The organism is Yersinia sp. SCPM-O-B-9106 (C-191), assembly GCF_026183365.1.
In the GTDB taxonomy this organism is placed as follows: domain Bacteria; phylum Pseudomonadota; class Gammaproteobacteria; order Enterobacterales; family Enterobacteriaceae; genus Yersinia; species Yersinia rochesterensis.
This window is the reverse complement of record NZ_CP110791.1, coordinates 2953568-2966284: the sequence shown is the minus strand read 5'-3', so window position 1 is coordinate 2966284 and position 12717 is coordinate 2953568. Positions and strand designations below refer to the sequence as shown.

Genomic DNA, 12717 nt, shown 5'->3' with positions numbered 1-12717 from the left:
CTACGACCCTATGCCCATACTGAGTGGTTTTTATGCCAATAAAGCAGTGATGGAATCAGCTTTCTCTCCTGATAATTACTGGCACGATTACTGCACATCGATTTATGGAAACTTATTGTTAGGGACGCTAAGGGTTGTAGATAAAACTAACGTACTTTGGGCATCAAAAATCAATTTGAGGATTATGTATGAATAAGAAGATTTTGGTTCTGCCTTTAATATTAGCATTGGCTGCTGCCAGCAGTGCTTTTGCTGCTATTCCTAAAGATATCAAAATTGGTACAGACCCAACGTATGCTCCTTTTGAATCGAAAAATGCCAGTGGTGAATTGGTAGGTTTTGATATTGATATAGCAAAAGAGCTATGCAACCGTATTGATACCAAATGTACTTTTGTTGAAAGTGATTTTGATGCGCTGATTCCCTCGCTGAAAGCTAAAAAAATTGATGCGATTATTTCTTCACTCTCTATTACTGAAAAACGCCAAAAAGAGATTGCCTTCACCGACAAACTTTTCGCGGCTAATGCCCGTTTAATCGCCCCGAAAGGCAGTAAAGTTGAACCCACTTTGGTTGCTTTGAAAGGTAAGCGTGTTGGGGTATTACAAGGTTCTACTCAAGAAGCATTTGCCAATGCTGAGTGGCAGCCAAAAGGTATTGATGTTGTTGCCTATCAAAATCAGGATCTAATCTATTCAGACTTGAGTTCTGGCCGCATTGATGCCGCTTTCCAGGATGAAGTCGCAGGTAATGAAGGTTTCCTCAAACAAGAAGCAGGTAAAGATTATGCTTTCGCTGGCCCGTCAGTCAAAAATGATCAATTCTTTGGCATCGGTACCGGTATGGGATTGCGTAAAGATGATGTGGAACTGAAAGCGGCATTGGATAAAGCCTTTGCAGAAATGCGCAAAGATGGCACCTACGATAAACTCGCGAAAAAATATTTCGATTTTGATGTTTACGGTGGTTAATTCCGCTGGATGAAATAACCCTTGCCCTAATTTGGGCAGGGGTTGTTATTGGGCTATGAACTCAAAGTCATTAACCAGACTCCTTACTCAGTAAAATAGGATAACCCAGATGCTGGATGGATATTCCAAACTGATATTTGAAGGTGCGCTGGTGACGCTGGAGTTGGCACTGTGTTCAGTGCTGCTGTCAGTGATTATCGGCTTAATAGGTGCCGGTGGGAAATTATCGTCAAATCGCCTTTTATCAGGCTTATTTGAGTGTTACACCACGCTGATCCGCGGTGTACCTGATTTAGTTTTAATGCTGCTGATTTTCTACGGATTGCAGATATTCCTAAATAGCATTACTGAATCTCTCGGTTTCGAACAAATTAATATTGATCCTCTTTCAGCTGGGATTATCACCCTTGGTTTTATCTACGGAGCTTATTTCACTGAAACTTTCCGTGGCGCTTATATGGCAGTTCCGGCTGGTCAAATTGAAGCAGCAAGAGCATTTGGTTTATCCTCTAGCCAGATTTTCCGCAGAATTATGTTCCCTGCCATGATGCGCTACGCACTACCAGGTATCGGTAATAACTGGCAAGTGATCCTTAAGGCGACGGCATTGGTCTCTATTTTAGGGCTGAATGATGTGGTCAAAGCCACACAGTTAGCAGGAAAAGGTACTTATCAGCCGTTCTTCTTCGCATTGGTGGCTGGTGTGGTTTATCTGATTTTTACCACCATCTCGAATGGTGTTTTACTGTGGTTGGAACGGCGCTATTCCCACGGAGTGAAGAGGGCCGAACTATGATAGAAATCCTACATCAATATTGGCAAGCCCTGCTTTGGAGTGATGGCTATCGATTTACCGGCATGGCCGTTACCCTGTGGCTATTAATTAGCTCTGTCGTGATGGGTGGGTTACTGGCAATTCCGTTGGCAGTAGCTCGGGTAGCCGAGCGGCGCTGGATTCGCTTACCGGTATGGATCTTTACTTATATTTTTCGTGGTACGCCATTATATGTGCAATTACTGATATTTTATTCTGGAATGTACAGCTTAGAGATAGTCCGAGGTAACGATCTACTTAATGCCTTTTTTCGCAGCGGGCTGAATTGCACTATTTTGGCACTAACACTCAATACCTGTGCTTATACCACGGAGATCTTCGCGGGCGCGATTCGTTCGGTGCCACATGGCGAAATAGAGGCTGCCAGAGCCTATGGTTTCTCACGCTTTAAAATGTATCGCTGTATTATTTTACCTTCCGCACTGCGTATTGCTTTACCCGCCTATAGTAATGAAGTTATTTTAATGCTGCATTCTACCGCGTTGGCTTTTACCGCCACGGTGCCAGATATACTGAAAATAGCGCGTGATATTAACGCTGCGACATATCAGCCGTTTTATGCTTTTGGTATTGCTGCCGTACTTTATCTGATTATCTCCTTTACGCTAATTAGCCTGTTCCGCCAAGCAGAGAAACGTTGGCTGGCACATATAAAACCTCAGGCATCGCATTAAGTACGGAGAACTTTATGACTGACACATTAAAAACTATGACTGACACACTAAAACCTAAAATAGCTGAAACTAAACTGTCTGTGACCGAATTGCATAAGCATTATGGGGAACATGAGGTGTTAAAAGGCGTTTCACTCTCAGCCAAAGCGGGGGACGTTATTTCTATTATTGGTTCGTCCGGATCGGGGAAAAGTACCTTTTTACGTTGTATCAACTTCCTGGAAAAACCCAGCGAAGGGTCGATCAGTGTCAATAATCAAGATATTCGACTGGTGCGCGATAAAGACGGACAACTAAAAGTTTTTGATAAGAAAGAGCTACAATTACTTCGCACGCGTCTGACGATGGTATTCCAGCATTTCAATTTATGGAGCCATATGACGGTGTTGGAAAATGTGATGGAAGCCCCTGTTCAAGTATTAGGGTTAAGTAAATCAGTGGCTAAAGAGCGAGCGATTCGCTATTTGGATAAAGTCGGGATTGATGAGCGCGCGCGTGCTAAATATCCGGTACATCTTTCTGGAGGCCAGCAGCAACGTGTTTCCATTGCCCGGGCATTGGCGATGGAGCCTGATGTACTCTTATTTGATGAGCCAACCTCCGCATTGGATCCTGAATTGGTTGGTGAGGTTTTGCGAATTATGCAAAAACTTGCAGAAGAGGGGAAAACCATGGTGGTGGTGACCCATGAAATGGAGTTTGCCCGTCACGTTTCCAGCCATGTTATCTTCCTGCACAAAGGTGTCATTGAAGAAGAAGGCCCGCCAGCCGAGCTTTTTGGTAACCCTAAAAGCCCTCGTTTGCAGCAATTCCTTTCTGGTGCATTGAAGTAAATAAGGGTTGGGCGGGATAGTTATTTTATCTATCCCGCGTTAATTCAATTAGGCGATTGGTTTATTCAGGACATTACGCAGGGCTTCTTCTAACTCAAAATAGCGGAAAGCAAAACCGGCTTCTTCTAAGCGCTTAGGTATCGCCCGCTGCCCACCTAATACCAAAGCTGCAGATTCTCCTAGTAACAAGCGAATAGCTGCCGCAGGGGTGCGAATAACCGCTGGGCGGTCTAGCACTTCAGCCAAAGTGGCAATAAATTGTTCATTATGTACCGGATAAGGGGAAACCATATTGAATGGGCCGTTAAGTCCATTGGTCGTCAGTAAATAATAAATACCATGAACCATGTCATCAATATGTATCCATGGCAGATATTGACGACCATCACCGATCGGGCCTCCTAGACCAAGGCGTAATAGCGGCACCATTTTTGCTAACGCGCCGCCATGGGGGGCCAACACAATACCGGTACGCAGCAGGCAAACCCTTGTGTGACTACTTTCAGCTGCCCGAGCAAGGTTTTCCCAACGTTCACATAACATATGGGTAAATTCATTCTGCGGTGTTTCATCTTCGGTGACCACCGCTTGCCCCTGATCGCCATAAAATCCGACCGCAGATCCTGAAATAAACACGGCTGGCGGCTGACTGCTAGCCTTAATTAATGTCGTCAGTTTTTCGGTTATCTGCCAACGGCTTTGACACAAAATCTCTTTCTGTTGTGGTGTCCAACGTTTTTCAGCAATAGGCTCGCCCGCGAGATTAATGACGGCATCAAAATCATTAAGGTCATGTTGGTCATTTAACGTTGACCAACAGGTGACTTGTGAGCCAAGCACTTTATTTGCTCGTTGAGGATCACGGGTTAGTGCTGTTATTTGATGAGCTTGCGACAAAAGGAATGTGGTCAGACTGCGCCCGATGAGCCCTGTAGCTCCAGTGATTAAAATACGCATAGCCAATCTCCGTTTATACCCTTCTTACTTGATACCTACCTGCAATTCCAAATTCTTTGGGGATAGCGGCAGTCTGGTTTCTTTTCAGCATAGGTTATCTCGCACTCTTCTCCTACGACACTGAGCACACCCTGAGTGAAATTTTTAACAAAATAAAAAAATAACTAAATAAATTCCCCAATCGAACCGATTAATATAGTTATTACCCAGTTAGTTGTCGAGCCATCGGCGTTATGTGCCTTATGGTTTCTGACCGCTAACAATGGTTATAAGGCATTTCGGTGACTTTAAGGCTGAATTCGCGATTTTCTGCTAGAGTCAATATACTCATCGGAATGAAAAAGAGGCCATTAGCCTCTGTCGTTTTGTCATGTTGGATAGTTTTATAAATAAAATTTGAGTATTTCATGAAAATTGACAGTGGCTTATAAATCCTCCGGCTGAGGTCAGGCTGCTGCCTTATTATTGTCCCTACACTTTTCAGGTGCGCATGAAGCTAAACATTGAAGTTAATTGTTCTTATGTATGTGAACCTATATATAAACAAGACGGTAGCTTATTAGCCGTCGAGCTATTAAGCCGATTTTCAGCCAAATCGGTAGATTTGCCCATTGATGTTGAAAATTTTATTAATAAATTAGATATCAATGGAAAGACCGACTTATTCCAGGATCAATTATGTGCTGTGAGAGCCTATAGCGAGTGGTTTATCACGCATAATGTCCTGCTTTCAATTAATATCGATTTTGACTTAGCGAGTGTTATTGTTACTGATGAGCCGACTCGCCGAATGCTTGATGAACTGCCTTTCCTACGACTGGAAATTATGGAGACATTCTCCAATTTATCCGATGGAATGAATAACCCACTGTTACGCGATTTGGCTGAGCGATATCCACTATGGCTAGATGACCTAGGTAGCGGAGGGTGTACCTTAAATGCAGTGACTGCTAATATTTTCGAATATGTGAAAATTGATAAGCATTTCTTCTGGCAGCACAATAAGCACACTTTCCCGATATTGATCAATAATATTAAGAAATATTGTCTCGGGGTGATTGTGGTTGGCGTAGAAAATGAGGATGAGTCGGAGCAACTCAAAGGCAGTAATATTGATGCAATGCAAGGGTACTTATTCAATCAGTTGACGCTGGATGAGTTGGTATCGCAGCCTTCTCTATAACGATTTTCCCCATTCAATCCCGTACAACGCTGACAGTATTCTTTCATGTCGGCATTGTTTTTTTACAATAACTGCTTTTTACGATAAAAGTTTTTTACGATAAAATTTTCTTATGGTGGATAGTGGCTTTTCTCGGATTAATCTGACTGATTGGATGATAGAATGAAGTCTTATTGAGTTCTCATTATGTATCTCGGTGGCCGGTGCCACTTGATTTACTGAGAGTAGACCTAAGAGAAGACGATATCATGAAGTTAATGTTTGCTTCTGATCTGCATGGGTCGCTATCGGCCACTGAAAAAGTTCTGGAGATATTTGACCGCAGTGGCGCGCAATGGCTGGTGTTATTGGGTGATTTACTCAACCATGGGCCACGGAATGCGTTACCGACGGGTTATCAACCCGCTGCGGTCGCAGAATGTCTTAATCCCTATAAAAACAAGATTATTGCTGTACGCGGTAATTGCGACAGTGAAGTCGATCAAATGTTATTGCAATTCCCTATTATGGCCAGCTGGCAGCAGATTATAATGCCAGAAACACGTTTATTTTTGACTCATGGCCACCTTTATCATCCGAGCGCGCTTCCTCCGTTGCGTAAAGGGGATGTCTTAGTCTATGGTCATACTCATCTACCACAGGCGGAATGGCAAGATGACGTCATATGCTTTAATCCCGGCTCAGTTAGTATCCCGAAAGGGGGATATCCGGCGAGTTATGGCATGCTTGATGAGGGGTTTTTACAGGTTCTGACCCTACAAAATGATGAGCCAGTCATCCAGTTGGCACTAAAAACCATATAATATAATGAGTTGAAAACTCTTTGTTAACAATTGCGCGCGTATAATCGCGCCCAGATAGAAGGTTTCAGAGGATGGTGGAGCAAAATCCAGCAGCAGTCATCGAGTGGGTTGATATTGTTGATGAGCAAAATGAAGTTATTGCTCAATCCAGTCGTCAACAAATGAGAGCTCAACGACTACGCCATCGTGCTACCTATATTGTGGTGCACGACGGAATGGGAAAAATACTGGTACAACGCCGTACTGAGAGCAAAGATTTTTATCCCGGAAAACTGGACGCGACGGCCGGTGGCGTGGTGCAAAGTGGTGAAAACTACCTTGAATCTGCTCGGCGCGAGGCGGAAGAAGAGTTAGGTATTGCAGGAGTGCCTTTCGCTGAGCATGGCCAGTTCTACTTTGAAGAAGAGCACTGCCGCGTATGGGGGGCCTTGTTTAGCTGTGTTTCTCATGGCCCATTTGCATTGCAGGCTGAAGAAATAGATGAAGTCCGTTGGATGCAGCCAGAAGAAATCACCGCACGTTGCGACGAGTTCACGCCGGATTCTCTGAAAGCCTTATCTCTGTGGTTAACCCGTAATAATGAACAAGATTACGGTAAAATTACCCCGCGCGAAGATTAATTCCTATCAGCCATAAAAAAGCCCCTTTTCAGGGGCTTTTTACGTTTATCTCACTGATTATAGATCAACTATTAGCGAACAATAATACCCAACAAGATACCCAGCGCACCAAAGTCTGCATCACTGAACGTGGTGTTGGCGAACCCGATATCACCTAATACTGGCAGCAGGAATACTGGCAGGAAGGTAATTAACAAACCTTGAGCAAAGGCGCCGAGAATAGCACCACGACGCCCGCCTGTAGCATTACCAAACACCCCTGCGGCAGCGCCGACGAAGAAGTGAGGTACAACACCGGGAATAATCACGGTCATGTTCATCAAATACAGGGCGAACATACCGATAAGGCCAGCGGCAAAGCTGCTCAGGAAGCCAACCAATACCGCATTTGGCGCGTAAGGGAACACTACCGGGCAATCCAGTGCTGGTTTAGCATTAGGCACTAATTTGTCGGAAATCCCTTTGAAGGCCGGTACGATTTCAGCAATAACCATACGCACACCTTGCAAGATGATATACACACCTGCGGCGAAAGTAATGGATTGCATCAGTGAGAACATGAACCAGTTTTTACCGCCACTCAGGCTTTTCACCACTTCCGGCCCAGCGAACAGACAGGTTACGATGAAAATGATGCACATGGTAAAGGAGATAGCGACCGGAGTATCGCGCAAGAACAGCAGACTTTTCGGCACATTCATGTCTTCAGTCGAATGTTCTTTATTACCAAACTTACTGCCGATAAAACCCGCTAATACATAAGACAGGGTAGAGAAGTGACCAATTGCCACATCATCTGAACCGGTGACTTTTTTCATGTAAGGGTGGGCAATAGCTGGGAAGAACACCATCGCAACCCCAACGACCAGGGAGCCGATCACAATCAGAGTCACACCACTAATGCCAGCGGTCGCCAGAATCACTGCCACCATCATCGACATAAACAACGTGTGGTGACCGGTCAGGAAGATAAATTTCCACGGCGTAAAGCGGGCAATCAGAATATTGATAACCATAGCGAAGAACATAATCATCGCCATTTCTTTACCGAAACTCTTTTGCGCCACAGACACAATGGCTTCATTATTCGGCACCACGCCCTGAATACCGAATGCATGTTGGAATATGTTGGCGAAATCACCCAGAGATGAAACCACCAAGCCCGCACCCGCACCTAAAATCACAAAACCCATAATGGTTTTTACGGTGCCTTTAATGCACTCCGTTACCGGTTTTTTCTGTGCAATTAGGCCGATTAAGGCAATCAAACCGACCAATATGGCCGGTTCGGAAAGCACATCACTCATTAAGAAACGAAAGAAATCCATGCCAGCCCCCGCTTACAAAGCGCCTAATTCGGTTAATGCCACAGACAAACGCTCTTTCATGGCTTTTTTGTCGATCATATTATCCAGCGCTACGATTTTGCCGCCCACGGCTTGAGCCACTAATTGTTCGGCAATATCTTTGGTACCGATGAAAATGTCACTGGGTGTCCCTTTGGCGGAACCCAAATCGACATGATCAACTTCTGCCGTGACTGCCAATTCTTTCAGAATATTTTTGATGCTGATTTCCATCATCAGGCTGGTGCCTAAACCGTTACCGCAAACCACTGTAATTTTCATTTTATTTCCCCTTAAAATTATTATCCGAACTCAATGCTGAAATTAATAACGTGCAATAACGGACAAAATATCCTGCTGCGTTTTGGCATTAAGTAAGGCTTGTACATCGTTATCGTTATCGAACAACTGAGCGAGTTGAGAAATAGCCTCAATGTGGCTAGTGCTGTCTGTCGCCGCTAACACTATGAGCAGTTTTACCGGATCGTTACCTTCAGCATTGAAAGTGACGCCCTCGGTGATGACGGTTAAGGCCAAAGAAAGTTTATTCGCACCTTCCTCTGGGCGGGCATGTGGCATGGCAATTCCTGGCCCGACCACGTAATAAGGGCCAATGGCCTCATGGGAGCGATAAATTGCCTCGACATAACGGGCTTCAATGGATCCATTATCAATCAAAGGTTGGCATGAAATTGCGATGGCATCGCGCCAATCTTTTGCCTGGCTGACCACCTGAATGACGTCTGGCGTTAACAGTGTTTTTAACATGATATTTATGACTCCCGATGACTGTTAACGTGAGAGTAGATATTTATCATCGTCATTAATGTGATGAATATCTCATTTGATAGCGCTACCTGATAGCGCTATCAAAATTTGTGATAGCGCTATCATTTGTCACACCAAGGGCTTTGGCTATCTCCAAATAAGCCATATACAATGCAATGTATTGTCGAGGGCCAGTGTGGGAAGGTTTTACTCAGGCAAGAATTTTAATCAGGCAGGAAATCAGCATGGAAAAAACGCGCAAGCGCCGTAATACCGGGCGGGTCACTCTATCGGATGTGGCGAATTACGCCGGGGTAGGGTCGATGACTGTTTCCAGAGCGCTGCGAACGCCGGAGCAGGTTTCAGATAAATTACGTGAAAAAATAGAACAAGCGGTTGAAACTCTTGGCTATATCCCTAACCGTGCTGCTGGGGCATTGGCATCCGGTCACAGTGATACTGTCGCCGTTTTAATTCCGTCATTAACGGACAAAGCCAGTTCCCGATTTATGCAGGCGCTGCAACAGATTCTGAATAAAAATGAGTTCCAACTATTGTTGGGTTGTCACGAATATAACCAGCGCAAAGAAGCTGAAATTCTGATGACCTTGCTGCAAAGTAACCCAGCGGCGGTGGTGATATTTGGCTCACAGCTGGCAGATAAAACCTATCAATTACTTGAGCGCGCACATATCCCCACCGTCAACGTCGTTGGTTCCTATTTTAAAGGGGCCAAAATTACTCTTGAAGCGGCTTTTTTTGAGTCGGCCTATGAATTAAGCCGGCATTTATTGGGGCGTGGCTACCATAATATTGGTTTTATCGGCGCTCATATGGATAACCGTCTGCAACGCCAGCAATTGAATGGTTGGCACAGGGCGATGTTGGAGCATTATAAAAATGCAGATCAGACGGTCACTACGCCAGAAACGGCCAGTTTGCAGTTTGGCCGCTATGCTTTGACCGAAATACTCCAACGTCAGCCAGAACTGGATGCGGTGATATGCAGCCATGAAGATATTGCGCTCGGCGTATTATTTGAATGCCAGCGGCGGCTTTTGAAAATACCAAGTGGTATTGCGGTGGCGTGTTTGGATGGCTCTGACAGCTGTGATCAAACTTATCCGACTCTGACTTCAATGCGTATTGATTACAAGAAAATGGGGAAAGAGGCCGGTAAGATGTTGATTGATATGCTGGATAATGACGAAAATGGTGAGGCACAAGAGCCTGTAAGTCAAAGTTTTAGCTATAAATTTGAACCGCGGCAAAGTACCTAAAAAGCTAACCTAACATTTTAGCACCCAACAAAAACGCCAGCACAAGGCTGGCGTTTACTTTGAGCAACTTAACCCGAAGATTAAGACGCGCTCGCGTCAGCCTGAGCTGATTGAATAGCCGTCAGAGCCACGGTATAGACAATATCGTCTACCAGCGCACCACGAGACAAGTCGTTAACTGGCTTACGCATGCCTTGCAGCATCGGCCCGATAGAAATCAGGTCGGCAGAACGTTGTACCGCTTTATAGGTGGTGTTACCGGTGTTCAGGTCTGGGAAGATGAACACTGTCGCTTTACCTGCAACCGGTGAGTTCGGCGCTTTGGATTTAGCCACATCAGCCATGATTGCCGCGTCATACTGCAACGGGCCATCGATGATCAGATCTGGGCGTTTTTCCTGTGCCAGACGGGTTGCTTCGCGAACTTTTTCTACATCGCTACCTGCACCAGAGTTACCGGTGGAGTAAGAGATCATCGCCACACGCGGTTCGATACCGAATGCTGCTGCGGAATCAGCAGACTGGATAGCAATTTCTGACAATTGCTCAGCTGTTGGATCTGGGTTAATCGCGCAGTCACCGTAAACCAGAACCTGGTCAGGCAGCAGCATGAAGAACACAGAAGACACTAATGAGCTGCCCGGTGCGGTTTTGATCAACTGTAATGGTGGGCGGATAGTGTTCGCAGTGGTATGAACAGCACCAGACACCAGACCATCAACTTCGCCTTTCTCCAGCATCAAGGTGCCGAGAACCACATTGTCTTCCAGTTGTTCGCGAGCGACCACTTCGGTCATGCCCTTGCTCTTACGCAGTTCCACCAGGCGGGGAACATACTGCTCACGTACAGCAACCGGATCGATGATTTCAACGCCTTTACCCAGCTCAACACCTTGAGCCGCCGCAACGCGTTGAATCTCTTCTGGATTACCCAGCAGCACACAAGTTGCGATACCGCGTTCAGCACAAATAGATGCGGCTTTCACCGTGCGTGGCTCATCACCTTCTGGCAGCACGATACGTTTGCCCGCTTTACGAGCCAACTCGGTCAGTTCATAACGGAATGCTGGTGGAGACAGGCGACGTGAACGCTCAGACGTGGCGCTCAGAGAATCAATCCACTCGCTGCTGATATGGCTGGCGACGTAGTTTTGCAGTTTCTCAACACGCTCATGGTCATCTGCCGGAACTTCCAGATTGAAGCTTTGTAAGCTCAGGGAAGTCTGCCAGGTGTTGGTATCAACCATAAATACTGGCAAGCCAGTTTGGAAGGCACGTTCACACAGGCTATTGATGCGCTCATCAATAGCATAACCACCGGTCAACAGGATGGCACCGATTTCAACGCCATTCATAGCAGCCAGACAAGCAGAAACCAACACATCTGGGCGATCTGCGGAAGTCACCAACAGAGAGCCTGGACGGAAATGTTCCAGCATGTGCGGGATGCTACGGGCACAGAATGTCACTGATTTAACGCGGCGAGTTCTGATGTCACCTTCGTTAATAATACGTGCATTCAAGTGCTTACACATATCAATTGCACGGGTCGCAATCAGCTCGAAGCTCCATGGCACGCAACCCAGAACCGGCAGCGGGCTGTTGGCAAACAGCTGTTTTGGATCGATATTGGCGACACTGGCCTTGGTAGAGTCATCAAAAATTTCTGACAGATCAGGGCGGGTACGGCCTTGCTCATCAACTGGCGCATTCAGTTTGTTGATGATAACGCCGGTGATGTTTTTGTTTTTGCTGCCACCAAAACTGGAGCGAGCCAGTTCGATACGCTCTTTCAATTGGTCTGGTGAATCATTACCCAGCGCAATCACAAACACGATTTCCGCGTTCAGCGTTTTGGCGATTTCATAGTTTAGCGCATTAGCAAACTGATGTTTGCGCGTTGGTACTAAACCTTCCACCAGAACCACTTCGGCATCTTTAGTGTTTTCGTGGTAACGGGCAACAATCTCTTCCATCAACACGTCTTGCTGGTTAGAACTCAGCAAGGTTTCCACATGGTTCATATTCAGCGGCTCAGCAGCAGTAATGCTGGAGTTCGCACGAATAATAGTGGTGGTTTGGTCAGGTGCATCGTTACCAGCACGTGGCTGCGCGATTGGCTTGAATACGCTCAGGCGCACACCTTTTTGCTCCATGGAGCGGATGACGCCCAAGCTGACGCTGGTTAAACCAACGCTGGTGCCGGTAGGGATCAACATTATTGTACGGGACACGGCTAAACCTCTTTACGGTTATGCCCTTCGTCCTTGAAGCCGCAGGGTTGTTGGCTACGCTCATGCACCCGAATCACTGACCTGAGTCAGCTCATCGGGATTTATTCGCTTGCCGCCTACCTGCAACTCCAATGACTTTGGGGACATCCTTCGTCCTTGAAGCCGCAGGGTTGTTGGCTACACTCATGCACCCGAATCACTGACCTGAGTTAG

General features: G+C 45.9%; 13 protein-coding genes. 8 read left to right on the top strand and 5 right to left on the bottom strand.

What is annotated here, in order from left to right:
- Window positions 1–188: 188 nt before the first annotated feature.
- The 4 genes from argT (at window position 189) to hisP (ending at window position 3313) form a co-directional block, all read left to right on the top strand.
- A complete protein-coding gene (gene argT / locus OP863_RS13525) occupies window positions 189–971 on the top strand; it encodes a lysine/arginine/ornithine ABC transporter substrate-binding protein ArgT (protein ID WP_038631776.1) in 783 nt (260 codons plus the stop codon).
- 109 nt (window positions 972–1080) lie between these two features.
- On the top strand, window positions 1081–1767 hold the full coding sequence (locus OP863_RS13520; protein WP_145587825.1) for a histidine ABC transporter permease HisQ: 687 nt from the start codon (window positions 1081–1083) through the stop codon (window positions 1765–1767).
- Window positions 1764–2480 carry an ABC transporter permease gene (locus OP863_RS13515; protein ID WP_032820323.1) on the top strand — a complete coding sequence of 239 codons (717 nt, stop codon included), beginning with the start codon at window positions 1764–1766 and terminating at the stop codon, window positions 2478–2480. The genes OP863_RS13520 and OP863_RS13515 overlap by 4 nt, the downstream gene beginning before the upstream one ends.
- 35 nt (window positions 2481–2515) lie before the next feature.
- Complete coding sequence (hisP, locus tag OP863_RS13510; RefSeq protein ID WP_120011634.1) at window positions 2516–3313, top strand: histidine ABC transporter ATP-binding protein HisP; 798 nt, start codon at window positions 2516–2518, stop codon at window positions 3311–3313.
- A gap of 48 nt (window positions 3314–3361) precedes the next feature.
- On the opposite strand, the gene OP863_RS13505 is transcribed toward hisP, so the two are convergent.
- Window positions 3362–4270: a TIGR01777 family oxidoreductase gene (locus OP863_RS13505; RefSeq protein ID WP_145587823.1), complete on the bottom strand. Its 909-nt coding sequence runs from the start codon at window positions 4268–4270 to the stop codon at window positions 3362–3364.
- Window positions 4271–4760: 490 nt separating this feature from the next.
- Here OP863_RS13505 and OP863_RS13500 point away from each other — a divergent pair, with 490 nt between their 5' ends.
- The 3 genes from OP863_RS13500 (at window position 4761) to yfcD (ending at window position 6876) form a co-directional block, all read left to right on the top strand.
- Complete coding sequence (locus OP863_RS13500; RefSeq protein ID WP_038631783.1) at window positions 4761–5453, top strand: EAL domain-containing protein; 693 nt, start codon at window positions 4761–4763, stop codon at window positions 5451–5453.
- Between the two features lie 248 nt (window positions 5454–5701).
- Window positions 5702–6256 carry a phosphodiesterase gene (yfcE, locus tag OP863_RS13495; protein ID WP_145587821.1) on the top strand — a complete coding sequence of 185 codons (555 nt, stop codon included), beginning with the start codon at window positions 5702–5704 and terminating at the stop codon, window positions 6254–6256.
- A gap of 71 nt (window positions 6257–6327) precedes the next feature.
- Entirely contained in the window at window positions 6328–6876 is a 549-nt protein-coding gene (gene yfcD, locus OP863_RS13490) for an NUDIX hydrolase YfcD (RefSeq protein ID WP_038631788.1), read from the top strand.
- A gap of 71 nt (window positions 6877–6947) precedes the next feature.
- Here the strand turns inward: yfcD and OP863_RS13485 are convergent, their stop codons facing one another.
- From OP863_RS13485 to OP863_RS13475, 3 genes are read right to left on the bottom strand one after another with little or no spacing between them, the layout of a single operon-like run.
- On the bottom strand, window positions 6948–8204 hold the full coding sequence (locus tag OP863_RS13485) for a PTS ascorbate transporter subunit IIC (RefSeq protein WP_038631791.1): 1257 nt from the start codon (window positions 8202–8204) through the stop codon (window positions 6948–6950).
- Window positions 8205–8216: 12 nt separating this feature from the next.
- A complete protein-coding gene (locus tag OP863_RS13480; RefSeq protein ID WP_004391630.1) occupies window positions 8217–8504 on the bottom strand; it encodes a PTS sugar transporter subunit IIB in 288 nt (95 codons plus the stop codon).
- Window positions 8505–8546: 42 nt separating this feature from the next.
- Window positions 8547–8990 carry a PTS sugar transporter subunit IIA gene (locus tag OP863_RS13475; protein WP_004391631.1) on the bottom strand — a complete coding sequence of 148 codons (444 nt, stop codon included), beginning with the start codon at window positions 8988–8990 and terminating at the stop codon, window positions 8547–8549.
- Between the two features lie 245 nt (window positions 8991–9235).
- Here OP863_RS13475 and OP863_RS13470 point away from each other — a divergent pair, with 245 nt between their 5' ends.
- A complete protein-coding gene (locus tag OP863_RS13470) occupies window positions 9236–10270 on the top strand; it encodes a LacI family DNA-binding transcriptional regulator (protein WP_145587817.1) in 1035 nt (344 codons plus the stop codon).
- An 80-nt stretch (window positions 10271–10350) separates the two neighbouring features.
- Here the strand turns inward: OP863_RS13470 and pta are convergent, their stop codons facing one another.
- Entirely contained in the window at window positions 10351–12489 is a 2139-nt protein-coding gene (pta, locus tag OP863_RS13465) for a phosphate acetyltransferase (RefSeq protein WP_038631798.1), read from the bottom strand.
- Between the last annotated feature and the right edge of the window lie 228 nt (window positions 12490–12717).

Coding starts and splice junctions, on each gene's coding strand:
- argT (WP_038631776.1), top strand. CDS start 189: ATGAATAAGAAGATTTTGGTTCTGCCTTTAATATTAGCATTGGCTGCT.
- OP863_RS13520 (WP_145587825.1), top strand. CDS start 1,081: ATGCTGGATGGATATTCCAAACTGATATTTGAAGGTGCGCTGGTGACG.
- OP863_RS13515 (WP_032820323.1), top strand. CDS start 1,764: ATGATAGAAATCCTACATCAATATTGGCAAGCCCTGCTTTGGAGTGAT.
- hisP (WP_120011634.1), top strand. CDS start 2,516: ATGACTGACACACTAAAACCTAAAATAGCTGAAACTAAACTGTCTGTG.
- OP863_RS13505 (WP_145587823.1), bottom strand. CDS start 4,270: ATGCGTATTTTAATCACTGGAGCTACAGGGCTCATCGGGCGCAGTCTG.
- OP863_RS13500 (WP_038631783.1), top strand. CDS start 4,761: ATGAAGCTAAACATTGAAGTTAATTGTTCTTATGTATGTGAACCTATA.
- yfcE (WP_145587821.1), top strand. CDS start 5,702: ATGAAGTTAATGTTTGCTTCTGATCTGCATGGGTCGCTATCGGCCACT.
- yfcD (WP_038631788.1), top strand. CDS start 6,328: ATGGTGGAGCAAAATCCAGCAGCAGTCATCGAGTGGGTTGATATTGTT.
- OP863_RS13485 (WP_038631791.1), bottom strand. CDS start 8,204: ATGGATTTCTTTCGTTTCTTAATGAGTGATGTGCTTTCCGAACCGGCC.
- OP863_RS13480 (WP_004391630.1), bottom strand. CDS start 8,504: ATGAAAATTACAGTGGTTTGCGGTAACGGTTTAGGCACCAGCCTGATG.
- OP863_RS13475 (WP_004391631.1), bottom strand. CDS start 8,990: ATGTTAAAAACACTGTTAACGCCAGACGTCATTCAGGTGGTCAGCCAG.
- OP863_RS13470 (WP_145587817.1), top strand. CDS start 9,236: ATGGAAAAAACGCGCAAGCGCCGTAATACCGGGCGGGTCACTCTATCG.
- pta (WP_038631798.1), bottom strand. CDS start 12,489: ATGTTGATCCCTACCGGCACCAGCGTTGGTTTAACCAGCGTCAGCTTG.